Source organism: Peribacillus butanolivorans (assembly GCF_001273755.1).
In the GTDB taxonomy this organism is placed as follows: Bacteria; Bacillota; Bacilli; order Bacillales; family DSM-1321; genus Peribacillus; species Peribacillus butanolivorans.
Genome location: NZ_LGYA01000005.1, coordinates 37,557 through 62,686 on the forward strand (window position 1 = coordinate 37,557; position 25,130 = coordinate 62,686).

Genomic DNA, 25,130 nt, shown 5'->3' on the forward strand with positions numbered 1-25,130 from the left:
TTCTTATGAAAAAGGTTGGTTTTTTTCGCTCAATTCATTTTAAATTTGTTCTGATTTATGTGTTGCTTATTTTCGTAGCGATGCAAATAATCGGGGTTTATTTTGTTGGGGAATTGGAAGAAAATCTTGTCGGGAACTTCACGAAATCGATCAAAGGCCACGTTAACCTGCTTACCTACAGTATTGGTGAAGAAATGGAAAAAGAGAGGGGAGAGGAAGACCCAACCCTCGAAGAAGCGATTAATACGGTACTGAAGGATCGCGATAATTCATCGAACGATATTTCGGAAGTACGTGTTATTGACACACGCAGCAGACGCGTAATTGGAACCTCCGCCCCGGGTAACCAGGAAATCGTAGGGAAGAAGACAACAGAGGTCCTTATTAAAAATACGCTGATTTATGGAAAAGAAGATAGTGATGTATTTCGAGATCAGAAAACTGGCAGGCGGCTTTGGGTTCTTTCGACACCCATTGAAGCAAATGGAGAGGTCATTGGCGCCGTCTATGTAATAGCTGAGATGGAGAATGTCTTTGAACAGATGGAAGAAATCAATAGTATCTTCATGACGGGTACGGCCATCGCCCTGGTCATTACTGCCATCTTGGGAATTCTGCTCGCACGAACGATCACCCGCCCCATGTCGGATATGAGAAAACAGGCACTGGTGATGGCGAAAGGGAATTTCTCTAGAAAGGTTAGGGTATATGGCGATGATGAAATTGGTCAGCTTGCTGTCACTTTCAATAATTTGACTAAAAAGCTTCAAGAGTCGCAATCTAGCACAGAGGGAGAACGACGTAAACTTTCATCTGTCCTCGCTAATATGACAGACGGTGTTATTTCAACTGATAGACGCGGTAGAGTGAACTTGATTAATGAACCAGCTGCACAATTACTTAATGTCTCACATGAAACCGTCATGAACCAACCTATCATTGAGGTTTTGGGCCTTGAAGAAGAATATAAATTTGAGGATTTACTGGAAGAACGTGAGTCCGTAATCCTTGATTACAGCAAAAAGGATCGGCCGTTCATTTTGAGGGGGAACTTTTCGGTCATTCAAAAGGAAACGGGATTCGTTAATGGATTGATCACTGTTTTGCATGATATTACAGAGCAGGAGAAAATTGAGGGTGAGCGTAGGGAGTTTGTTGCCAACGTGTCGCATGAGCTAAGAACACCGCTTACAACGATGAGGAGCTACCTGGAAGCATTGGCTGAAGGTGCATGGAAGGACGAGGAAATCGCTCCATCCTTTTTAAGTGTCACGCAAAATGAAACGGAGCGAATGATCAGGCTTGTTAATGATCTGTTACAGCTTTCGAAAATGGACAGTAAAGATTACAGGCTTAAAACGGGCTGGGTGAATTTCAATAAATTCTATGACCATATCATCGATCGTTTTGAAATGACGAAAAATGATGACATCACGTTTAAGCGTGATCTGCCAAAGGAAGCTTATTTTGTGGATATTGATGAAGATAAAATCACCCAGGTTCTTTATAATGTAATCTCCAACTCATTAAAGTACTCACCTGAAGGGGGTCAAGTGACCTTCCGCGTCAGGGCATCGGATGGCTTTATCGTTGTCAGCATTACAGATCAAGGAGTGGGCATCCCGAAAAACGTCATTGATAAAATATTCGACCGCTTCTACCGTGTGGATAAAGCAAGGGCCCGGAACTTAGGTGGGACAGGGCTTGGTTTAGCGATTGCAAAAGAGATGGTCGTGGCGCATGGTGGGAAAATTTGGGCGGAAAGTGTGGATGGAAAAGGAACTACGGTGTTCTTTACACTTCCTTACGAACAGGAAGAAGAGGATGATTGGTCATGAATTTTGAACGTGCAAAAAGTATCATACTGATTATTTTGGTTGGGACAAGCATTTTTTTGACATGGAGCATTTGGACGTACGAGCCTGAATATGATCAATTTGACCAATCGTCGGATTTAATAAAGATTAAAAGCGATGTCCAGATTGTCAGTGATGTCATTAAACCTGTCAGTATCCTTTTCCATGGCAATGGGCAACATTTCCAGACTTTCAATCCAGATGAAATAGGTAAAATGGAAAAAGAATTTTCGCAATGGCGTTTTAGCGGCGTAAAAGAGATATCCGTAAAAAGGCTGCAAAGGAAATTTGATGATTTTGTCCACGAAGATGGGTCGATTGAAATCAAATTTTCCGATGATGTTCCCATCGCTCTTTATAAAACGGTATTGAATATTACGGATAAGGACGCGCCAGGATTTTCTTTTGATCGCATTATCATTAAACAAAAGGATATCAGTGGTAATGAATCTGCCGTTTATTTTGTTTCTTATGATCAAGAGAAAATCTATCAAGGTATGGTCGAATCTAAAAGAGTAAGAGATTTCATGGATGATTTTTATACGGGTTCTTACAGTAAGCACCCCGTATACACGGCCGAAACCATAAACAGCAAAAGGACGTTGTTCGTTCCTGAAAAATCAGTGAAGATCAACAAATTTCAATATTATATCGACAATTTGGATATTGGAAACCTGAAAAATGCATTATTTAATTATCCGAAGTATGTACGCCAGGATTCCGTTTCGGTCGGTGAGGAATACACGGATGGAACAAGACTGATGACGGTCAATAAAGAAAATTACCTAATTTCTTATATCAATCCGGCACAAAAGAGCAAGTTATTTGACAGTTCCAGTGACCTTCTCCAAAAAAGCATTGATTTCATCAATGATCATGCCGGCTGGGAAGATAACAATTACCGCTTTGCCTATATGTCGGAGAATGAGCAGCGAGTGGTATTCCGCTTATTCGTAAATGGTTATCCGGCCTTCAATGAATCCGGAATGACAGAAATCGAGCAAATTTGGGGAAAAGAAGAAATTTATAGCTATGAGCGTCCCTACTTTTCACTTGCTTCTGTCCTTCCTTCAGAAGGATCGGTAAAAACTTTGCCAAATGGCAGGGAAGTACTGAATCAGTTGAAATCTAAGGAAAATATTGATTTCAAGAGTGTGGAGGACATCTCGGTTGGTTATAAGCTGAATAAGTCGTTAGATTCCAAGCTTGTCACTCTTGTTACACTTGACCCCACTTGGTATTATCGTATCGGCGATAAATGGTTTATTGTGCCTTTTGATGAAGACTCGGGAGGCGATCAAAGTGGATTGGAATAATACAAAGTCAATTTTCATCATGGTTTTCTTCGTTTTGAATATTTTTCTTCTTTATCAATTCCTGGAAAAGATTAATGACTCCCAAATTGAAAATTTCACGGAGTCCTCAACGGAAGAACTCTTGGAGGAAGATGATATTTCAATAGAAGTCTCACTTCCGAAACAAAAAGTGAAGGATCAATTCTTGATTGCTAAAAGTAAAAATTTCGAGAAGAAAGATTTACAGTACCTGAAAAATCAAAAAGCGAAAATTATAGACGATAAGAACCTTGTCGGTACATTTAAAACACCGGTTGGTATGAAAGCGGAAATTCATGCTTCAGACGTTGAGATATTCCTGAAGGAGTATATATTAAATGGAAATGAGTATCGCTTTTGGAGCTATGATCGAATCAACCAGACCATCATCTGCTATCAAGTGGCAGATAAAAAGATGTTTTATAATAATAGTAAGGGAAAGGTCACTTTATATCTGAACAAGAAGGGTGAAATCGTTTCCTATGAACAGATGTATTTAGAGGGGATTGAAAAATTCAATAAACCTAAAGAATTGGTATCTGCTTTAAATGCTATTGGAGCATTGTATGATAATGGTGATATTGATCCCAAAAGCAAAGTGACTAATGTACAACTAGGTTTTTATAATTCCCTGCAGACGACATCTGTGTCACATTTACTTGTGCCAACATGGTGGGTGGTCTTGGATAACGAAACGGATCTATTTGTGAATGCTTTTGATGGAGAGGTCATTGAATTAAATACAGAAGAAAAAATACTGGAGTGAGTATAGATGACTATGCATTTTAGTGTTCTCGCAAGCGGGAGTACAGGAAATGCCTTTTTCGTGGAAACGGAGGATCAATCTTTTCTTGTCGATGCCGGTTTAAGCGGTAAAGCCTTGGAAGCGTTGTTTCAGGACATAGGCCGTGATATGTCGAAGCTATCCGGAATCCTTGTTACCCATGAACACAGCGACCATATTAAAGGTCTTGGCGTGGTTGCTAGAAAACATAAACTCCCGATATACGCGAATGCAAAGACATGGAGTGCCATGGAGCGTTCAATCGGTGAAATTTCTGTCGAACAAAAATTCACATTTGAAATGGAACAAGTCAAAACGTTCGGCAGTCTTAATATAGAATCCTTTGGTGTATCGCATGATGCTGCAGAACCGATGTTTTACGTGTTTCATCAGGAAGATAAGAAGCTTGTGGTTATTACTGATACAGGATACGTAAGTGATCGGATGAAAGGTATTATCTCGAATGCTGATGCCTATGTATTTGAAAGTAATCATGATGTATCTATGTTGAGGATGGGAAAATATCCGTGGAGTATTAAACGCAGAATTTTAAGTGATGTTGGACATGTTTGTAATGAAGACGCTGCTCTTGCAATGAGTGAAGTGGCCGGAGATAAGACAAAGCGGATTTACCTGGCCCACTTGAGTCTTGATAACAATATGAAGGACCTAGCAAGAATGTCAGTAGAACAAACTTTAAAGACAAAAGGAATCATCGTCGGTGAACAATTTTCTCTGTATGATACGGATCCGAAAAAACCGACAGAGCTTGTTACTTTATAAATAAAAGGAATGGATGAGGGAAACCTTGTTCATTCCTTTTTATTTATAAAATATATAAGTTACAAACCGGATTAAAAGGGGTATCGTTTGGTTAGAACTGTATAGGAAAATAGAAAAGTTGCTACATATTATTCAATTTTAAGTTTACCCTTAAATAAGGGCGTACATTTTTTTAGAAAAATTCGGTTAAATGAGTATAATTAAGGGAGGATACCAAACAATAGTAATTGCTATAATTCATTCCTAAAATGAGAGGGTGGAGCTGTCTTGAGTTATAATGATCAGAATGATGAGAACCAAAACAAAAAGAGAAAGAGGAGCCATACGAGCTATTTTCTTTCAGGCTTAGGAGGCGCCATCATTGGGGCATTACTTATTTTATTAGCTTTTCCGGGAAGTGGACTGTTGATTAACGAAAGCAGCGAAAATACAACGGAGAATTCAACAGGTAATGAATCGATGAAGCAGACGCAGCAAAGACTGTCTGTAGATGTAACAAGTGCCGTTACTAATGCTGTTGATAAGGCTAGCGATGCGGTAGTCGGCATCACAAATATTCAGGAAACAACCTTCTGGGGCCAGCAGGGAAAAAATGAGAGCAGTTCTGCTGAAGCGGGTACTGGTTCTGGTGTCGTTTATAAGAAAGATGGCGGTAAAGCCTATATTGTTACAAACAATCACGTCATTGAAGGCGCAAATGAATTGGAAGTCACGTTAAGTGATGGAACTAAATTACCAGCTGAACTACAAGGTAGCGACCCATGGACAGACCTTGCCGTCATTGTAGTAGATGGAGATAAAATTAAGACCATTGCCGAGTTCGGGAAATCTGGAAAATTGAAACCTGGAGAGCCTGTCATTGCCATTGGTAACCCGCTAGGTCTTCAATTCTCTGGATCCATTACACAAGGGATCATTTCCGGTTTGGAACGTACAATTGAAGTGGATATCAATGAAGACGGACAGGTGGATTGGAATGCAGAGGTTATTCAAACAGATGCGGCGATTAACCCAGGAAACAGTGGAGGGGCACTTGTTAATATGTCCGGGCAGGTCATCGGAATCAATTCGATGAAGATAGCAGAAAATGCAGTGGAAGGAATCGGACTTTCCATTCCGATTGATTCGGTTATTCCAATTATTAATGATATCGAGGAATTTGGTGAAGTTAAACGTGCTTTCTTAGGTGTGAATTTAGCATCTGTAGAAGAAATTTCTCAATACCATCAGCAGAATACATTAAAGTTGCCAAAGAAAGTTACTGCGGGCGTTGCAATAACAGGTGTTCAAAGTAACTCTCCAGCTGATAAAGCAGGTCTAGCAGAATTTGACGTCATCGTTGGAATGGATAATGAAGAAATCCATGACGTAGTAGAATTAAGAAAGTATCTTTACAATGATAAGAAAATCGGTGACAAGGTTAAAATCACCTATTACCGTGATGGAAAGAAAGAAACCACGGAAGTCACGCTTTCAAGCAGCGAAATCTAAAGAAAAAAAGGGCAGGGAGCGACTACTTCCTGTCTTTTATTTTGCTTGCGATTTTCTTATTTTTTGATACGATTACTTGTGGATATTTGCTAAAAGATAAAGATACCAACTAAAGTGTGGATAAATAGGTACAGCATTATTAGTAAAAATGAATAAAGAAGAGGAGGATGTATGATGGAATTATATTGCTGTCAGGAACACGTGGATATGGCGTTGGATGAAGTGGTATATGAGTGTGAAACCTACCCTGTTTTAACATTCATTTCTGAAGAAAAACAGTTATCAACAACCTGTGAATATTGTCGAAACGTGGCAATATATCTAGTAGGGAACTAATATTCCCATACAAGATGTGGATAGAAAATGTGGATATGTGGATAACTTTTGTGGATAACATGTTTGTAACCTGTTCTTAACATGTTCTTAACATTTTATAAAGTAGAAACTAGAGCATGGAATTGTCGTACATTTAAGCCTTTGGTGCTTTATATGAGATAAAAGGTCATTAGAACAAAAAAAGAGTAGTAAGGCTGCAAAATAAAGTTAGGGTAGCGAATTCTTATTAAAATAATCAGCTCTGCCTTTCTAGGCAACCTTAGTTTCATACAAAATTTGTCGATAAAATTCATATCAAGATTTAATGGGATTATATTATGAAGGAATATCATAGTTCAAAATTATATAAAGCGTCAATAATAGTCATATTGGAATAATGATGACTGGATTACTGTTATATTAAGGCGTTCTAGTTCAATAGGTTTGATTTTTTATTTTCATTTTTTGTTGGTTCTACTTTTGGTTACATTACTCTTGAGTTATTCTAGAAAAGAAACAAATGTACATTATTCACTTATGAATGAAGGAAGCCGTTGCCACTTTTTTAAGGAGGAAGCGGCTTTTTAATATAAAGATGATAGTTGAATCATTATTTATAGTGGTTATAAATGTAATAATGGACTTATCCAAAACTGGAAAGGATATGCTTGTTTTGCTTATAGGTCCCTCTAAGGTATGATAATAGGTAGGCAAATCCAACAAATGATACTAAAACATAATGAAAGTTAGAGGATATATATGAAAATAACGATTATTACTGTTGGCAAGCTAAAAGAAAAATACTTAAAGCAAGGAATTGCTGAATATACAAAACGTTTAAGTGCCTATGCTAATATAGAACTTATTGAAGTACCAGATGAAAAAGCCCCGGAGAACCTTAGTGAAGCAGATATGGACATTGTAAAACAAAAGGAAGGTGAGCGAATCTTAGCTAAAATCAGCCAAGACACCTACGTTATTACACTTGAAATCAATGGCAAACAGCTCACCTCTGAGCAGCTAGCATCTCATATTGACCAGCTAGCTACTTATGGAAAAAGCAAAATTACTTTTATTATTGGTGGTTCTCTGGGGCTTAGCTCAGAGGTGATTTCAAGAAGTGATTATGCACTTTCCTTTTCTAAAATGACCTTTCCGCATCAGCTAATGAAGTTGGTTCTGTTGGAGCAAATATATCGAGCGTTTAGAATAAATAGAAATGAACCGTATCATAAATAAATTTGCCAATTCAGAGGAATTGCTTATAAGGTTTTTTGAGTTGTAGAATTAAATTTTAATGTTATGAAAAGAGGGTAACGTATGAATAAAGAGTCCATTTATGGTTTAACATTCGATCAATTGACAGCGTGGCTTTTGGAACATGGTCATAAAAAGTTTAGAGCTTCACAAGTCTGGGAGTGGCTTTATAGGAAGCGTGTAACAGATTTCTTTGAAATGACAGATGTAAATAAAGAGTGCATTCAATTACTGAAAGATAACTTTTTCATCCAAACTTTAACTGAGCATGTTAAGCAAGAGTCAGCGGATGGAACGATTAAGTTCTTGTTTAAATTACAGGATGGAAACCTTATCGAAACGGTTATGATGAGGCATAAATACGGGATTTCGGTTTGTGTCACCACACAGGTAGGATGTAATATTGGTTGCAGTTTCTGTGCAAGTGGTCTATTAGCCAAAAGTCGTGATTTATCTAGTGGGGAAATTGTAGAACAGATTATGAACGTTCAACTGCATCTAGATAAATTGGAACAAGAAGACATTGTTAGTCATGTAGTTGTAATGGGAATTGGCGAGCCGTTTGACAACTTTGAAAATATGATAGACTTTTTAAAGGTAATTATGGACCATAAAGGGCTTGCTATCGCTGCAAGGCGTATCACTGTATCGACTAGTGGACTTGCCAACAAGATTTATGAATTCACAGATACTCAATTACAGGTAAACCTGGCAATATCATTGCATGCACCGAATAATGAACTTAGAACCCGGATAATGAAAATAAACCGAGGTATTCCAATAGAAAAATTAATGAAATCGCTTGATTATTATTTAGAAAAAACAAACAGAAGAATTACTATTGAGTATATCCTATTGAAAGATGTAAATGATCATAAAGAAGAAGCCGAGCAACTTGCCAATCTTCTTGATGACAAAAAACATCGGCTTTATGTTAACTTAATTCCATATAATCCTGTAGATGAACATAGTCAATATCAAAGAAGTGAGAAAGAGTCAGTTCTCTCGTTTTATGATACGTTGAAAAAGAGAGGCGTAAATTGTAAAATCCGCCAAGAACATGGAACGGATATTGATGCGGCATGCGGACAGTTAAGAAGTAAACAAATTAAAAAGGCTGAAGTTCAATAAGAATTTGATGAATAAAAGCCAAAATCCAACAGAAAAAACAGTATGTTATTGAACACATACTGTTTTTTCTGATTTATTAAATACTGGAAGGTCGATTTAATTGTAACGACGGTCGAAAAATCACTCAGAAGGTCGAAATATACCTCGCGACGGTCGAAAAATCTTCCAGAAGGTCGAAATATACTTCGTGAAGGTCGAAAAATCTCCAAGAAGGTCGAAATATACTTCGCGACGGTCGAAAAATCACTCAGAAGGTCGAAATATACTTCGTGAAGGTCGAACTTCGTTCAAAACTCTTATTGAAGTTCCTTATTTAGCTATTTCTTTTACTGAGGCAACTTCATAAGTAGTAAGTTCACTGCCTAGAATAGGTGATTCTTTTTTTGCTTCATCGGAACTAGGTTCAGGTCGTTTATGTGCAGCTTTAAACGCATCACTATTTCTCCAAGCAGTAAAGTTATCAAGGTTTTCCCAGTACATATTTACGTTTAGTTCATCATGATCTGTTAAGTTTTGTGTTAATAATACTTCTACTTTTACGAAGCCTTCTGTTGTATCAAGTGGACCTGGTGCGGTAAATCCTGGGGCCATAACTGCACCCATCCCTTTTTTAACTCTAATTCTATTCGTTACGATTATCATAAATCAACGCTCCTTTTAGATAGAATTTAATGGTTTTTCCCTTTTTTTAACTCTCTTGTATCATACATATTTTAGCATATTAGCAGGAATATAATCTATTTTGATTAATCAAAGCAAAGGTTAAGAAGGTTGAAAGAAATAAATTTTTCAGAAGGCAACCTTTCACTAAAAAATAGGTAAAGGAGCTTCATTTTATTATTTTTTAAAGACATGTCTTTTAAAAATCGAAGAATAGATTACATGAAAAAAGCATCTAGTAGTTTGGTTATTACGAGGTTTATCACTTCATATCGCGTATAATAGAAATCAGTATAAGGAAATAACGATTGTGGAAACAATAAAGTAAGATACTAAACAACAAAAGAGGCTATTATATGACTGAATTAAGTTTTACTGATTATACATTAAGTGATGAAATTGTAAGGGCATTGGAGAGTCTGGGTTATCAGCAACCAACGGAGGTTCAACGTGAAGTGATTCCTGTTGCATTGAAAAGAAAGGATCTTGTCGTGAAGTCGCAAACAGGGAGTGGTAAGACAGCTGCATTTGGCATACCGATCTGCGATATGGTTGATTGGCAGGAGAATAAGCCGCAGGCACTTATTTTAACACCTACGCGAGAGCTTGCTGTACAGGTGAAAGAGGATATTACGAATATAGGTAGATTTAAACGAATTAAAGCAACAGCGGTTTATGGAAAATCTCCATTTGCTCTACAAAAAGCAGAACTTAAACAAAAAAGTCATGTAGTTGTAGGAACGCCAGGACGAGTACTCGATCATATTGAAAAAGGTACGTTTGTTTTGGAGCGATTAACACATTTGGTTATTGATGAAGCGGATGAAATGTTAAATATGGGGTTCATCGAACAAGTGGAAGCCATTATTAAAGAGCTTCCAAAAAACCGAGTTACCATGTTGTTTTCTGCTACTTTACCAGAGAGTATAAAGAAACTTTGTCAAAAATATATGAACGATCCTTTAGATATTGAGATTAAGGCAACGGGCATAACGACTGAAAAGATTGAACATGCCCTAATCGAAGTGAAGGAAGATGATAAGTTTTCCTTGCTTAAAGACGTTACAATCACTGAGAATCCGGATAGCTGTATCATTTTTTGTCGGACGAAAGATCGGGTGGACGAAGTATGTGAAAAGTTAATGGATTTAGATTATCCTTGCGATATGATTCATGGAGGTATGCTTCAAGAAGATCGTCTTGCTGTGATGAACGAGTACAGAAGAGGTGAATTCCGCTATTTAGTTGCTACAGATGTAGCTGCAAGGGGAATTGACATTGATAATATTACTCATGTTATTAATTATGATCTTCCACTAGAAAAAGAAAGCTATGTACATCGAACTGGAAGAACAGGTCGAGCCGGTAAAAAAGGGAAAGCTATTACTTTCGTGACACCGTACGAAGATAAGTTCCTTAAAGAGATTCAAAGCTATATCGGATTTGACATCCCTAAAATCTCGCCTCCATCAGAAGAAGATGTCTCGAATAAGATGAATGATTTTGAAGCGAAACTAGAGGCTCGTCCCAAAATAAAAAAAGATAAAAGTGAACAATTGAATAAGCAAATCATGAAGCTATATTTTAATGGCGGTAAGAAAAAGAAAATCAGGGCCGTTGATTTCGTGGGTACAATTGCGAAGATTGATGGTGTTAAAGCCGAAGATATTGGAATTATCACCATTCAGGACAATGTTTCCTATGTGGAAATATTGAATGAAAAGGGACCTCTAGTTTTGAAAGTGATGAAAAATACGAAAGTCAAAGGTAAGCTTTTAAAGGTTTCAGAGGCCTTTAAGAACTAAAAGAGAATGATAAATAAAGAAGCGGTAAAGATGAATGATTGGTCTTTGCCGCTTCTTTATTTTTGTTATTGATTATTTATGAGAAATTTTTACTACGTTATATAGCGGTAGATAGGGCAATCACATGCTAGAAAAGTAACTTCAATTAAGGGATGTTTAACATCTTTTCATTATACAAAGGCTCATAGCGGCAGGAGTATAAAGGAAACTACATAGAAATATTCCTTTAAGCTGAATTTTAAGGAACAGCATATGAAAGAGAAAGCATAGATGCATTTTTGACATGGACAGGATAAGCATGTCCTGATAATATATAAATGATAATGATTATCATTTTCATAAAAGGACGGTCTTGAGGGGGAAAAAACACATGAATACACTGGAGAAAATGGAGACGTTTATCGTACTTGCCGAGTGTCGCTCTTTCACAGAGGCTGCCCGCCGACTTTATTGCTCACAACCTACTATTAGTCATCATATCAATCACTTAGAACAAGACTTTGATTCAAGGCTTTTTCATCGTACTGGTAGGAAAGTAGAGTTAACGAAGCAAGGGGAAGTTCTCTTGACTTATGCAAAACAGATTCTGAGTCTTGTGGATGAGGCTTCAGTAACGATAAAAAAAGTAGACTACTTTGAACAGACACTCTCGGTATTCGTCAGCAATTATATTGCGGATTACTTCTTTGCGGATCTTCTCCATCAATACAAGGAGATTTCACGAAAGAAGTGCATTGAAATCAATAGTTTTTGTTACGATGATTTAAAAAGAAGCCTTCAAGATAACTTGACCAATTTTGCAATCATGCCAATCTATCCTGAAGACTACTATTTAATGGACCACTATGACACGTCAGTTTTATTCGAGGATGAACTATCCCTGATTTTCCCAAACGATTATTTATGGGATACAAGAAAAACACTTTACTGCCGTGATTTACATAACCAAACCGTCCTCTTGCCAAAGAGTCATTACTTACAGCAATATATCAAGAGTCATTTACGTAGTCGACAAGTTAAGGTGAGGTATTTACAAATGAGCAACTTTGAATTAATCAAAAAGGCTGTAAAAGCTGGACATGGGATTGCCTTTCTACCCAGCTTTGCTGTTGCGGAGGAATTAAGTAAAGGAGAGTTAGTTTCAAGGCCGGTATCAGGGCTATCAATTAAGCGGAAAAACGGATTAGTAATCCGTAAGAATACTCAGCTTACAGATTATGAACAGGATTTTTGTAATAAGTTAAAGCAACATTTCCTTCAATTCGTTTAAGATCCTCATCGAGAGGATTTTTTTTATTTGTATATCTAACCTTTGTATTAAGAAAATGAATAGTGCCATTCATAAATATTACAAAAGGAATATGGCGGCAATGAAACTAAGGATTATCATAAAAAAGCAGAATAATCGATATTGATAATCATTATCAACTTTGGTAGTTTGAGATTACACAAAGGTGATTCTGATAATTAAGGATGTAAAAGGAAGCTATGAAGATATCGCCAACATCTGTTTTAAGCAAAGTTTGATAGATGCATTGTTGAGGAGGAAAAAAATGAATGAGAAAAAAAACGACTTTCTGATGCTTGATACAGGAAGCTATTTTGGAAAAGCAAGGGTGAACGACCCTAAGTATCAGGAGGATTTTACATTTATTGATACTTACGAACTACCAGATATTGATTTAAAACCTTTTAAATGCCTGGTTATCCAGGGTTTGATAGATCAGAAATTTTTATATAAACATAAAGAGTTAATTCATGAATTTTTAAATGATAAAAAAGTCATCGTTTTTTGTGGCAACATATTTATGGATTGGCTACCAGGGGGCTCGAACTTTATCCCTAAAACGATACACAGTTTTCAAGACTATGTTGTATCAGTCCACCAACCCCACCCGATTTTTGAAGGGGTGGAAGAGGATGATATGACCTATAATAAAGGGGTTTCAGGCTTTTTTGCAAGAGGTCATCATCCAATTCCTGATAGATCTGAGGTTTTGTTGACGTTGCCTGGTGGAGAACCAATCACATATATTGATAGGCACAGCACAAAAGGAACAATTCTTGTTCATTCAGGAAACGATTTATTTGGTTCGATGAATGTGAAAAAAACAACAGTCCGTATTAGCTTCCAACTCATGCAGTGGGTACGGAATGAATACCAAATACTTCAAGAGAAGAGTGAAGTGAAATGAGGAAAATTGCAGTAATTGACGGTGGTAGTTCACAGCACCATCGGACATATACCGAGCCGAAATATCGTAAAAATATTGATACACTAATTTATCTTCCTGATCTAGTTGAAACGTCAATTGATGAATTTGATGTCCTGCTCCTTCCTTCCCAACTACATATGGGCCTTCTCATGAAGTCCATGGATAAAATATATGAATTCGCTAATAGGGGTGGGATCATTGTGTCCTTTGGTCCACAGCTGAATGAATGGATTCCAGGCCATAATTGGGAGTTCAGGGAAACGAATTTTTGGTGGTGGCTTGAAAAGGATCCCAAAAGCGGTTTAGTCCTCCAAAAGCCTGACCATGATTTATTCAGCCGCTATCTAACACTTGCTGATTCGACTTGGCATCAGCATGGCGTATATTGGCCGCCTAAAGGTTCAGATATCCTTGTTTCTACTGAGGATGGTGGAGCCGTTCTTTATATTGATAAGGTCAGTACAAAAGGTACTTGGGTAGTTATGACTCTTGACCCTGATTACCATTATGGCTCTTATTTTATGCCAGCAACGGAAAGGTTTCTGAATGGATTCTTCCCTTGGCTTGCTGAAGGCGATGTATAATGATGTAATTTGAAAATCTTCCAAAAGGTAGCGTTTCGGATACAAATAGTGAATCTACTGCTGCCTTTATCGATGCGATTGCTCAGCACCGTCATTGGGCACGTTCTTAATTCTTGAATGTAAAAACCCAGACTTTAAGGAGTCTGGGTTTTTAGTGTGATTTAGAAATTATTATTGTAATAACTCTCCACATCTTTAATTTGCTTTTTCCTCAAAGAGAGAGACAATTCCAACAATCACATTGGTGGCCTTCATCATATTATCGACGGAAATGAATTCGTATTTGCCATGAAAATTCTCGCCGCCTGTAAAAATATTTGGTGTTGGTAGGCCCATATACGATAGTTGAGAACCGTCCGTACCACCGCGGATTGGTGAGATTTTTGGTTTGATTCCGAGTTTCTCCATTGCTTCATAGGCAATGTCGACGATTTCTTTGACCGGCTCGATTTTTTCCTTCATGTTGTAGTATTGATCATTCAATTCAAGAAGGATTTGATTTTGACCATATTTTTCTCTTAATTCTTCTATGACTTTCGCTATATAGTTCTTACGGTTGTTAAATTGTTGGCGGTCAAAATCTCGAATAATGTAGGAAAGCTTGGTTTCCTCAACATCTCCGTGAAATGAAAGGAGATGATAAAATCCTTCGTAACCTTCTGTATATTCCGGTGCTTCTTCTCGAGGGAGCTTGCTGTGGAGCTCCATGGCAATCTTAGCCGAGTTGATCATCTTCCCTTTGGCAGTACCAGGGTGTATATTCGTCCCTTTGATAGTGATCTTGGCTGATGCCGCATTAAAGCTTTCATATTCAAGTTCACCAAGTGGACCGCCATCTACTGTATAGGCAAATTGAGCATCGAAAGCAGCTACATCAAACTTATGTGGTCCTCTACCGATTTCTTCATCGGGGGTAAAGGCCACGCGGACTTTTCCATGTTTGATTTCTGGATGATGAATTAAATAGTCCATAGCTGTCATAATTTCGGCAATGCCAGCCTTATTATCTGCGCCGAGTAGGGTTGTTCCGTCTGTTGTGATTAAGGTATGCCCTTTATAGTCGTTAAGCGAAGGAAAATCATTAGGTGATAGGATGACATTCAATTTTTCATGTAAAGTAAGATCACTACCATCATAATTTTCAACAATTTGCGGTTTTACATCTTTCCCAGTAAAATCCGTCGCTGTATCAATATGAGCCAAAAATCCGATAGTCGGTACTTTCTTTTCTGAATTGGCAGGCAAAGTCGCCATAACATAGCCATTTTTATCAATTGTCACTTCTGTCATCCCGATTGCTTGTAATTCCGCTACCAATGTATTTGCCAGAGTTAGCTGTCCGGTTGTAGAAGGACATGTGGGATTTTCCTCATTGGATTGCGTATCCACCTTTACATAGGAAGTAAATCTTTTAATAATTTCATTTTTCATTTTTCCCTCAGCTCCTTTTTCCCTTATCTTACCATGTTTGATTAGGATGAAAAAATCATCTTTCATTTTCCCTGTATGTATATTTTGTTCTAGTGGATGAATGATTCGTCCTTCTATCTTTTTTAGATATGAACTTTAAAATAGATTTTGTACAAAAATGCAAAGAACAGCATGTTAGTACCCACATGCTGTTCTTTGCTGTTGTTTTTTGAAAGTATGGGTCTAAGAGCATGTACTTTTACATATTCAATGCCCAAACAGATACACTTTTACCATGAACAGGAAAGGTTGCGAAACCATCTTCTTCAATGGTGATATGATCATCTCTATGAAAGGTCAGGTCAATCCAGATTTCACCAGCACGATGTTCACCGACGAACATCCTTTTTTCACTGTTGTGGTCTCCATTGGAAACAATAACAGCACATCCAGACCCTTCTAGTTCTTCGACTCCAAGTCGGACCCAGCCTATCGTGTTTGGATCATCGAAATAGTCTTCTTGTTTTCCATAGGCTTTTTCATATCGAGCAAATAAGAGGCGGTCTAAAATATCCTTTTTTCCAGGAACTGGAGAAGGTCCGCCGATTCCGTAATAGTCTCCGTAAAAGACACAGGGGTAACCGCAAAGTCTCAGCAAGATAAGGGCATATGCTGATGGTTTAAACCAGTCTTTTACCCAGGATTCTAGTGATTCATGTGGCTGGGAGTCATGGTTGTCGACAAAAGTAACGGCCTGTGCCGGATTGGTTTTAACGAGGGTATGATCAAAGATGGTTGAGAGGTCGAACTTAGAGCCTGCTTTTGAGGCTTCATGAAATTTATAATGCAGAGAAACATCGAACAAGCTGAGGTCATGATTTGTTTGTTCTAAGTAAGTTTGGCAAGCCTTCACATCGGCCTTCCAAAATTCTCCGACCATGAAGAAATGTTCCTTTGTATAAGGGAGGAGTTCCTGTAAAAAATCATTAATAAAATCATAATCAATATGTTTTACAGCGTCCAATCGAAAACCATCGCATTTTAACGTGTCGACCATCCATTTTCCCCAGCTAATCATCTCCTGGCGAACTTTTGGCTGACTGTAATCGATATTCGCAAACATTAAGTAATCGTAATTACCAAATTCATCAATAACATGCTTATTCCAATGTTTATTTTCCCCTGTTATCCGGTACACACCCATTTTGTCGTTTCCGGCATCATAGTCCGTTCCATTAAAATGAGTATGGTTCCATTTAAAATCAGAGTATTGATTATTACGGCCTGGAAAATCGAATGTTGTCCAACCTTCAATTTCAAATGGTTCTGAAATGTCTTCCATCCGGTTGTCCGGGTTGACTTCAATGACTTCAAATTTTTCAGTTCCATCAGCTCCAGCCTTATGGTTCATAACTAGGTCGATATACACGCAAAGACCGTAGTTATGACATGTAGCTATTGCTTGAAGCAATTCCTCTTTTGTTCCGTATTTGGTTCGAACGGATCCTTTTTGGTCGAATTCACCCAAATCGTATCCGTCATAAATTCCATAGCCGTTATCCCCTACGGATTGCCCTTTTGTAACTGGCGGAAGCCAAACACAGTCAATTCCTATATCTTTCAACTTGGAAGCCTCATACTTCAATCTGTCCCAATGAGAGCCATCTGCTTCAAGATGCCACTCGAAAAATTGCATCATTGTATGATTTCTTTTCATTCGTTCCCCCCCTGACACCGACACGTTTTGACAAGATTGGTAATGGACAATCGGAAAATTAATGATGGAAATCTTTACCCCGTATATAAAAATAATAAACAAGTAACCAGTCTCTCTGAATAGAGGTTCAAATCCTCTCTCTATTTTACTATTTTATACCAAATAAGGGTAATTATAAGTTTAAAAATAATCGATGAGAGCAGTTTGTTAAGTCAAGAAGAGGGAGGAATAAGCTCAAGAAAGTGTTATGAAAAGTTATGAAAAGGCGCTTGGAACGTGGTTAATCATATTAGTAGGAAATCAAGGTATTTATTTTTTTAGATTTTTTTTTTGGCGTCTGTCCAAGTTGATTTTTGGTTTTTTTCGTGAACTTTTATAGAAATAAAGAATAATAGGGAAAGAAATTATTTTTGTACGTAGATTCATTTGGTTGGGAAATAAATAGAGGGTATTAACTAATGAAATAAAAAAGGGTATCCCAAAATTTAGACATTTCCATATTCATAGATAAAGACTTCTCTTTCATAGTCCACGACGGTTGTCGGTTTGATCTGAAAAAGGGTCATTTGAATATATAAATCTCGAAGTAAATCCCTTGAATCCCCAAACATCCATTCTATATCCCCTAAACGAATTCGTTCATATTCCTCAGCAGAGAGCCTGCATTTCTGTTTATAGGTTAAATTATCCCGCTTACTCTTTTTTTCTAGGTTAATAAAGTCGGAATCATAATCATAAAGTCTGGCTCTAAATTTATCTCTATGATAGAAGCCCTCTGTTTTTTGCCTTAGTATTTTATTGTCAAAGTTATCGAAATAGACACTGCGAATTAAATACTTTCCATCATGTCCATGGGGATCAAGCTTCATAAAGTTCTGTAGGTTATTTCTTAATAGATAACAATCCGCTTTGGTAATTGCATGTTTGAGTTCACGCCTGCCTTTCAAACCATTCATTTTTGTTCCTCCTTTTCTGTGTTTTTATCTAGGTCAAGCTTATTTATATAATCTTAATTAAACCTTAAGAAAAATTTCCAGGTCATAAAATGAACAGAATATCCTAGTTACAACCATTTAAATACCATTTTTAACCTCTGTTTAACATTATTGGAATTTATTAGAAGAAAAATGAGCGGATTTACTTATTGAGAATAATTATCATTATCATTAGAATGAATTGTGTGATAATGATAATTATTCTCAATTAATTAATATACAGGGAGGCTCATTATGGGAACAACCACACTTACCAAAAATGATCAATTACTGGAACAACAAAACACAAGGGAATCAAATGCTCGATCTTATCCTAGAAGATTACCTATGGCCATCGATCAGGCGGAGGGAATATACCTAACAGACATGGACGGAAAAAAATATATTGATTTTCTTGCCGGTGCTGGAACATTAGCGCTCGGACACAATCACCCGGCTGTGCTAGAAGAAATGGAAAATGTTCTAAAAGCTAAACGACCTTTACATACATTGGACTTTACTACGCCAATCAAAGAGCAGTTTGTTGATGAAATTTTTGAATGTCTGCCTGAAGAATTCAGAAAAAATGCAAAGATTCAATTCTGTGGTCCTACTGGCGGAGATGCTATTGAGGCGGCACTTAAATTAGTTAAAACAGCTACAGGCAACCGAAGCATTTTATCTTTCCAAGGTGCTTATCACGGAGCAACACATGCGACCATGTCAATTAGCGGTAATACAAAACCAAAGGAAAAAGTTCAAGGGTTAATGCCAGACGTGCATTTCCTACCATATCCATACCAGTATCGCTGCCCATTTGGAATTGGCGGAGAGGAAAGTCACAAAATTAGTAGCCAGTATATCGAAAACTTGTTGAACGATCCTGAGTCTGGATTATTAGCACCTGCAGGAATGATTTTAGAGGCAGTACAGGGTGAGGGAGGTTCCATTCCAGCACCAATTCCGTGGCTTAAGGAGATCAGGAGAATTACAAAAGAGAGAGGCATTCCATTAATTATCGACGAAGTTCAATCAGGTATCGGCCGAACAGGTAAAATGTTTGCCTTCGAACATGCAGGAATCATTCCAGATGTTCTTGTACTATCAAAAGCAATAGGTGGCAGCCTTCCATTATCCGTCGTGATTTATAACAAAGATCTGGATTTATGGTCTCCGGGTGCTCATATTGGTACGTTCCGCGGAAATCAATTGGCAATGGCAGCAGGAACAGCAACTTTAAAGTTCATGAAAGAAACAAATCTTGTGGAGCATGCAGCTAAAATGGGAGAAATCTTAAAGAATATTCTTAAAGATTTGCAAAAAGATATCCAACAAATTGGGGATGTTAGAGGCCGGGGATTGATGGTCGGTGTTGAACTGGTTAACCATTTAGAACCGCAAAACTCGAATGGAAGCTATCCGGCTAATTCTGAACTTGCCAGCACCATTCAACAGGAATGTTTCCAAAGAGGATTAATCTTAGAAGTCGGTGGCAGACATGGTAGCGTCGTGAGGTTTTTGCCTCCATTAATCGTAACGGAATCCCAGCTTCGAGAAGCTACTGCAATTTTTGAAGAAGCTGTTCGTGCAGCTGTTGCAAGAGGGTGAAGAATAAATGATTGAAACGATTAATAAAACTAATTTTGCTTATTCTCCATTTTTCTTGAATAACGAGGCCGGTTTCAATAATTACACCGATTCTTTAAAAATCATCGAAAAAAGACTTACCGACTTTTTAAAAGAGAATAATCAGCCGTATTCTGGGAAAAAACCGCATGAAATAGAAGCGAGATTAAATGAGCTATCCCTTGGTTCTATAAAAGGGGAGACATTGGAAGGTGTCGCAGCTGAACTAGCTGAGTTTGTTATTAATGACAGCATCAATGTACACAGCCCTACCTGTATCGGACATTTGCATTGCCCGACACTCATACCTGCAGTGGCTGCCGAAATGATTATCAGTACTCTAAATCAATCAATGGATTCCTGGGATCAAAGCTCAACCGCAACCTTTATTGAAGAGCGTTTAATAGATTGGTTGTGCACTCAGGTAGGTTTTTCTGATAAAGCGGACGGGATTTTCACAAGCGGTGGAACCCAATCTAATTATATGGGACTGTTATTGGCGAGAGACGCCTATTGTAAGCGTGTCTGGGATATAGATGTACAGCAACATGGTCTGCCAACCGAAGCAAAAAAACTGCGGATTTTATGCTCGGAGGCTGCCCACTTTACGGTTCGTAAATCCGCGGCACAGCTAGGGCTTGGTGAACAGGCGGTAATAACGGTTAAAACGGATTCTAATCACCGTCTTTCTATAGATGAATTGAATCGTCAGCTTATGATTTTAGAGGAGCAGGATTTACTTCCATTTGCGATTGTTGCCACATGTGGAACAACGGATTTTGGTTCTATAGATCCATTACATGAATTGTCTGCAGCTGCAATGGAAAAAGGGTTATGGCTGCATGTGGATGCCGCTTATGGCGGAGCGATGATTTTAAGTCGGGATTTCAAAGAATTAATCAATGGAATTGAACTGGCTGACTCAATTACGGTTGATTTTCACAAATTATTCTATCAACCAATCAGTTGCGGTGCCTTTCTTGTCTCCGACCGCAATTCGTTTCAATATATCCAGCATCACGCCGATTACTTGAATCCACAGGAAGATGAAGAGGAGGGGATGGTCCACTTAGTCAATAAATCGATTCAAACGACAAGAAGATTCGACGCGTTGAAGCTTTGGATGTCATTAAAGGTTGTTGGACTCGATACATTTGCTGAAATGATTGACTATACTTGTCATCTTGCACGCGAAGTGGCTGCGAAGATCAATAAAGCAGAAGGATTCAGCGTATTAAATAAAAATCCCGAATTGAATGCAGTTATATTTCGTTATAATCCCGAAGGAAAAAGTGATCAATTAGTAAATCTTCTAAATAAACAGATTCAGCAAGAATTACTAAAGAGCGGACGTGCATTTTTGGCAAAAACTCGTTTTGATGGACAGGTTTATTTAAAGATGACTCTATTGAATCCAATGACAAAGCTTGAACACATAGAGGAAATCATAGATGAGATTCGGGTATTAGGTGAAATGTTCAAGATGATGGAGGAATGATGATGAATAGTAAGCAAATAGCTGAACGGGCGACGATGCAAAGCTTTCTGAATTGTTATTTCCGAGAAACTGGGAATTGCAGTCTAGAAGAAACAAAGAACTGGCCTGAACTGGAGGGTACTGTACCGACTTCTTTATTAGTCAGTAATCTTGCATCCCAAGATATTGCATTGCTTGTTCCACTAAAGTATTGGTCGGAAACGGGGCGTCATATTATATCCTTCCCGGTTTACTACCAAACGGCGTCCAAACAAGTGCGTGAATTAGACTACGTGACAATGGTTTCAGCCGTGTCTAAAGAATTATTAAATGAACAGGGCCGAACAGATAGTGAAGATGAATTGATGTTGCGTGTCATCCTAAGTAGCCAAAATATTCAACGCTATGTGGAAGCACGGAGAGAAGACTTTGATGCACTTCAAAGTCCTGACTTTACATACATCGAAGCAGAACAGTCCCTTCTATTTGGTCACTTGTTCCATCCAACACCGAAAAGTAAGCAGGGAATATCAGATAGGGATGAATGGAACTATTCACCAGAATTAAAAGGGGAGTTCCAGCTTCATTACTTCCTAGCAGATTCATCGATTGTCATCCAAGACTCTAGTGAAGTCATATCTGCAAGTGAGATCATTAAACAGGAATTAGCCGGCGATTTGGAGATTTCCAGTGGATTCCGTGACACGTATTGCAAAAAAGAAAGCCCATATATCATTATTCCAGGGCACCCGCTTCAGGCAAAAGAACTAGTCGAAAAAGAAGAAGTCAAGAAGTTAATTGAGCTAGGACTACTAATCTATGCAGGCCCGCTTGGGAAAAAATTCACGGCCACTTCTTCATTCAGAACAGTCTATAGTGCTACATCGAAATATATGTATAAGTTTTCCGTTCCGGTTAAAATCACAAACTCGTTACGTGCAAATCTGCAAAAAGAACTCGATCGTGGTGTTGAAATCGCGAAATTAATAGATTCCAAAGTGGGCGATGATTTAAGAAAGCAGCACCCGTCCTTCCGCGTCATAAAGGACCCTGCTTATCTAACAATCAAAACAACTGAACAAGATTCAGGTTTTGATGTTGATATTCGGGAAAATCCTTTCTATGAAAACAATAAACAAGCAAGCCTGATTGCAGGTCTATGTCAGGACAATGCCTATGGTGCACCATCAAGGCTTGGAGCGATCATCCGAAAATTAGCAGAAGAAGAAAACCGTAGTACTGAAGAAGTAAGTAAGGATTGGTTTAATACGTATCTTTCAATGACACTAAAACCGATGCTTTGGCTGTTTGAAGAGTATGGAATTGTTCTAGAAGCCCATCAACAAAATTCAATTATCCAGCTTCAAAATGGGTACCCATCCACTTTTTATTATCGAGATAATCAAGGGTATTACTATTGTGAATCAAAAGTAGACCGGCTGATGAGCATCCTGCCTGAACTAAGTGAAAAAAGCTTCACAATTTGTTCTGATGTAGTTGCTGAAGAAAGACTTCAATACTATTTCTTCTTTAATCACTTATTAGGCATAATCAACAATTTTGGTACGGAAGGATTAGCATCAGAGCAGACACTATTACAGCTCGTTCAGGAACAACTAGAATCTAGTGGTAAGGAAGGCAAAGATGAAGGATTGAACCGAGTTGTCTCGAGGTTGCTTTATGAACAAGAACTACCTTGTAAAGCCAATTTACTGACGCGTTTTCATGATATGGACGAGCTTGTTGGCTCACTTGAGACACAGTCAGTTTATACGACCATTGAAAATCCGTTCGCGCAGGGGGTTTTAGCCACCTATGAAAAATAGTTATGAAGAAAAGCTGAAAGACCATAATCAGCAGCTTTCTTTTGTCAAAGTGGAATTTGAGCGGGATATTGATACTCTGCATAGTTGGATGCACGAAGATCATGTGATCCCCTACTGGAACTTGAATTTTTCAAAAGAAAAATTTGCTGTTCATTTGCAGAAAGCGTTGGCTGATACACACCAAACACTATACTTGGGTTGCCTGGACGAGATCCCAATGAGCTATTGGGAGTCGTATTGGGTAAAAGGCGATATCATTGAAAAATATTATGAGGCTGAGGAGGGTGACCAGGGTATTCATTTACTCATTGGTGATCCCGAGTATCTTGGAAAAGGACTAGCTTTGCCATTTTTACGTGCAATGGTGAAATTCCAACTACTGACTTCTACCACAAACAAAGTGATGGCAGAACCGGATATCCGGAATGCAAAGATGATTCATTTATTTGAAAAATGCGGCTTTACCCCAATTAAAGAGATTGAACTCCCTGACAAAACAGGATTACTTATGTCATGTACGCGGGAGAATTTCGAGAGGAAGTGGAAGTATGGAGAAGCAACAATCTATCTATGATGTGGTTGGAATCGGGATAGGTCCCTTTAACCTTGGACTTGCGGCCCTTTTAGAGAAAACCCCGGAGCTAAATGCCGTCTTTTTTGAGAAAAAGCAGGAATTTAATTGGCATGAAGGGATGTTGCTTGAAGGGACGACACTGCAGGTACCATTCTTTGCTGATCTAGTTAGCATGGCAGATGTGACAAGCCCATATAGTTACTTGAATTATTTACAGCAACATGACCGGCTTTATCATTTCTACTTCCTTGAAAAATTCTTGATTCCGCGAAAAGAATATAACGAATATTGCCGCTGGACTGCGAATCAACTTGATAGCTGCTGTTTTGGAAAAGCGGTAGAGGCGCTGGAGTATATTAAGGATCAAGAGGAATCTTTCTATCAGATCAGTGTGAGAGATGAAAAAACTCAACAGATTGAAGTCTATTATAGCCGTCATATAGTCATGGGAATTGGCAGTGCTCCAGCTGTACCGTCTGCATTTAGTCCATATATGGGAGAGAGCATCCTGCATTCGGCCGATTATTTACGGAATAAAGAAAATGTCTTAAAGAAAAAATCCATAACAGTTGTCGGATCCGGACAGAGTGCGGCCGAGGTATTTGAAGACCTACTGAATGAGCAGGAGAACCATGGTTACCAGCTAAACTGGTATACAAGATCCAAAGGTTTTTTTCCTATGGAATATTCAAAACTTGGGTTGGAATACTTCACTCCAGATTACCTAGATTTCTTTTACCGGCTGCCTCAGGAAAAGAAAGATGACATTCTGCCAAAACAGGATCTGTTGTATAAAGGAATCAGCGCGAAGACAATTGCTGCGATCTTTGACAAAATGTATGAAAAGTCTATTGGAAATGCAGAACTTGCCATTGAACTTAGGGCAATGACAGAAGTTGCAGCCGTAAAGCCAACTGAAAATGGCTGGACATTGAAATGTCGACAGTGGGTGGAAGAAAGCGAATTTGATGTGAACACAGAGGCGGTCGTTTTTGGTACTGGCTACAAATCAACCGTGCCGGCATTCCTTGACAGTATGGAAGACCTCATAGTCCGCGATGAGTTCGGCAGACTTGAAATTACTAAAGACTATCGAGTTGGTACGACCGTATCTACACCAAATCATCTTTTTATTCAGAATGGCGAGATACATACGCACGGCGTGGGCGCACCTGATTTAGGATTAGGGGCATTCCGGAACTCCATTATTATTAATCAATTAGCAGGAAAAGAGATTTATCCATCTGAACCAAAAGGAGCTTTTCAATCATTCCGTGTAAAAGCACCAGTCATGGCCTATTAATAGAAAG

At 38.3% G+C, this 25,130-nt stretch carries 21 protein-coding genes; 17 read left to right on the forward strand and 4 right to left on the reverse strand.

Annotated features, from left to right (window positions below; all coding sequences use genetic code 11):
• The first annotated feature begins 5 nt into the window (after nt 1–5).
• The 8 genes from walK to rlmN all read left to right on the forward strand — a co-directional run bounded on the left by walK (nt 6) and on the right by rlmN (nt 8,951).
• Entirely contained in the window at nt 6–1,838 is a 1,833-nt protein-coding gene (walK, locus tag AKG34_RS22245; protein WP_053348330.1) for a cell wall metabolism sensor histidine kinase WalK, read from the forward strand.
• Nucleotides 1,835–3,172, forward strand: a complete 1,338-nt coding sequence (locus tag AKG34_RS22250; protein ID WP_053348331.1) for a YycH family regulatory protein — start codon at nt 1,835–1,837, stop codon at nt 3,170–3,172. The genes walK and AKG34_RS22250 overlap by 4 nt, the downstream gene beginning before the upstream one ends.
• Nucleotides 3,159–3,956, forward strand: a complete 798-nt coding sequence (locus AKG34_RS22255; protein ID WP_053348332.1) for a two-component system regulatory protein YycI — start codon at nt 3,159–3,161, stop codon at nt 3,954–3,956. Before AKG34_RS22250 ends, AKG34_RS22255 begins: the two co-directional genes overlap by 14 nt.
• A 6-nt stretch (nt 3,957–3,962) precedes the next feature.
• The gene (locus tag AKG34_RS22260) at nt 3,963–4,757 is read left to right on the forward strand and encodes an exodeoxyribonuclease YycJ (RefSeq protein ID WP_053348333.1); all 795 of its coding nucleotides are present in this window, start codon (nt 3,963–3,965) and stop codon (nt 4,755–4,757) included.
• 267 nt (nt 4,758–5,024) lie between these two features.
• On the forward strand, nt 5,025–6,248 hold the full coding sequence (locus AKG34_RS22265) for a S1C family serine protease (RefSeq protein ID WP_053348334.1): 1,224 nt from the start codon (nt 5,025–5,027) through the stop codon (nt 6,246–6,248).
• Between the two features lie 171 nt (nt 6,249–6,419).
• Entirely contained in the window at nt 6,420–6,584 is a 165-nt protein-coding gene (locus AKG34_RS27240; RefSeq protein WP_376182820.1) for a CxxH/CxxC protein, read from the forward strand.
• A 738-nt stretch (nt 6,585–7,322) separates the two neighbouring features.
• The gene (gene rlmH / locus AKG34_RS22270; RefSeq protein ID WP_053348335.1) at nt 7,323–7,802 is read left to right on the forward strand and encodes a 23S rRNA (pseudouridine(1915)-N(3))-methyltransferase RlmH; all 480 of its coding nucleotides are present in this window, start codon (nt 7,323–7,325) and stop codon (nt 7,800–7,802) included.
• An 81-nt stretch (nt 7,803–7,883) separates the two neighbouring features.
• The gene (gene rlmN, locus AKG34_RS22275) at nt 7,884–8,951 is read left to right on the forward strand and encodes a dual-specificity RNA methyltransferase RlmN (RefSeq protein ID WP_053348336.1); all 1,068 of its coding nucleotides are present in this window, start codon (nt 7,884–7,886) and stop codon (nt 8,949–8,951) included.
• A 309-nt stretch (nt 8,952–9,260) separates the two neighbouring features.
• On the opposite strand, the gene AKG34_RS22280 is transcribed toward rlmN, so the two are convergent.
• The gene (locus tag AKG34_RS22280; RefSeq protein ID WP_053348337.1) at nt 9,261–9,593 is read right to left on the reverse strand and encodes a heme oxygenase; all 333 of its coding nucleotides are present in this window, start codon (nt 9,591–9,593) and stop codon (nt 9,261–9,263) included.
• A gap of 374 nt (nt 9,594–9,967) precedes the next feature.
• On the opposite strand from AKG34_RS22280, the gene AKG34_RS22285 reads away from it, so the two are divergent.
• The 4 genes from AKG34_RS22285 (at nt 9,968) to AKG34_RS22300 (ending at nt 14,216) form a co-directional block, all read left to right on the forward strand.
• Nucleotides 9,968–11,416, forward strand: coding sequence for a DEAD/DEAH box helicase (locus tag AKG34_RS22285; RefSeq protein WP_053348338.1), 1,449 nt, complete (start codon nt 9,968–9,970; stop codon nt 11,414–11,416).
• A gap of 370 nt (nt 11,417–11,786) precedes the next feature.
• Nucleotides 11,787–12,686 (forward strand): LysR family transcriptional regulator, encoded by a 900-nt coding sequence (locus AKG34_RS22290; protein WP_053348339.1) that lies wholly within the window; start codon nt 11,787–11,789, stop codon nt 12,684–12,686.
• Nucleotides 12,687–12,969: 283 nt separating this feature from the next.
• Nucleotides 12,970–13,611 carry a hypothetical protein gene (locus AKG34_RS22295; RefSeq protein WP_053348340.1) on the forward strand — a complete coding sequence of 214 codons (642 nt, stop codon included), beginning with the start codon at nt 12,970–12,972 and terminating at the stop codon, nt 13,609–13,611.
• Complete coding sequence (locus tag AKG34_RS22300; RefSeq protein ID WP_053348341.1) at nt 13,608–14,216, forward strand: hypothetical protein; 609 nt, start codon at nt 13,608–13,610, stop codon at nt 14,214–14,216. The genes AKG34_RS22295 and AKG34_RS22300 overlap by 4 nt, the downstream gene beginning before the upstream one ends.
• 195 nt (nt 14,217–14,411) lie before the next feature.
• Here the strand turns inward: AKG34_RS22300 and pepT are convergent, their stop codons facing one another.
• From pepT to AKG34_RS22315, 3 genes are all read right to left on the reverse strand, one after another.
• Nucleotides 14,412–15,647 carry a peptidase T gene (pepT, locus tag AKG34_RS22305; RefSeq protein WP_053348845.1) on the reverse strand — a complete coding sequence of 412 codons (1,236 nt, stop codon included), beginning with the start codon at nt 15,645–15,647 and terminating at the stop codon, nt 14,412–14,414.
• Nucleotides 15,648–15,885: 238 nt separating this feature from the next.
• Nucleotides 15,886–17,343: an alpha-amylase gene (locus AKG34_RS22310; protein ID WP_053348342.1), complete on the reverse strand. Its 1,458-nt coding sequence runs from the start codon at nt 17,341–17,343 to the stop codon at nt 15,886–15,888.
• A gap of 485 nt (nt 17,344–17,828) precedes the next feature.
• Nucleotides 17,829–18,299: a VTC domain-containing protein gene (locus AKG34_RS22315; RefSeq protein WP_053348343.1), complete on the reverse strand. Its 471-nt coding sequence runs from the start codon at nt 18,297–18,299 to the stop codon at nt 17,829–17,831.
• 273 nt (nt 18,300–18,572) lie between these two features.
• On the opposite strand from AKG34_RS22315, the gene AKG34_RS22320 reads away from it, so the two are divergent.
• Genes AKG34_RS22320 through AKG34_RS22340 form a run of 5 tightly spaced genes read left to right on the forward strand, consistent with a single transcriptional unit; the run spans nt 18,573 to nt 25,123 of the window.
• Nucleotides 18,573–19,925, forward strand: a complete 1,353-nt coding sequence (locus AKG34_RS22320; RefSeq protein WP_053348344.1) for an aspartate aminotransferase family protein — start codon at nt 18,573–18,575, stop codon at nt 19,923–19,925.
• Between the two features lie 7 nt (nt 19,926–19,932).
• Nucleotides 19,933–21,441: a pyridoxal phosphate-dependent decarboxylase family protein gene (locus tag AKG34_RS22325; protein ID WP_053348345.1), complete on the forward strand. Its 1,509-nt coding sequence runs from the start codon at nt 19,933–19,935 to the stop codon at nt 21,439–21,441.
• Entirely contained in the window at nt 21,441–23,246 is a 1,806-nt protein-coding gene (locus AKG34_RS22330; RefSeq protein WP_053348346.1) for an IucA/IucC family protein, read from the forward strand. The genes AKG34_RS22325 and AKG34_RS22330 overlap by 1 nt, the downstream gene beginning before the upstream one ends.
• Nucleotides 23,236–23,820 carry a GNAT family N-acetyltransferase gene (locus AKG34_RS22335; protein WP_053348347.1) on the forward strand — a complete coding sequence of 195 codons (585 nt, stop codon included), beginning with the start codon at nt 23,236–23,238 and terminating at the stop codon, nt 23,818–23,820. The genes AKG34_RS22330 and AKG34_RS22335 overlap by 11 nt, the downstream gene beginning before the upstream one ends.
• Nucleotides 23,795–25,123: a lysine N(6)-hydroxylase/L-ornithine N(5)-oxygenase family protein gene (locus AKG34_RS22340; protein WP_053348348.1), complete on the forward strand. Its 1,329-nt coding sequence runs from the start codon at nt 23,795–23,797 to the stop codon at nt 25,121–25,123. The genes AKG34_RS22335 and AKG34_RS22340 overlap by 26 nt, the downstream gene beginning before the upstream one ends.
• Nucleotides 25,124–25,130 lie beyond the last annotated feature (7 nt).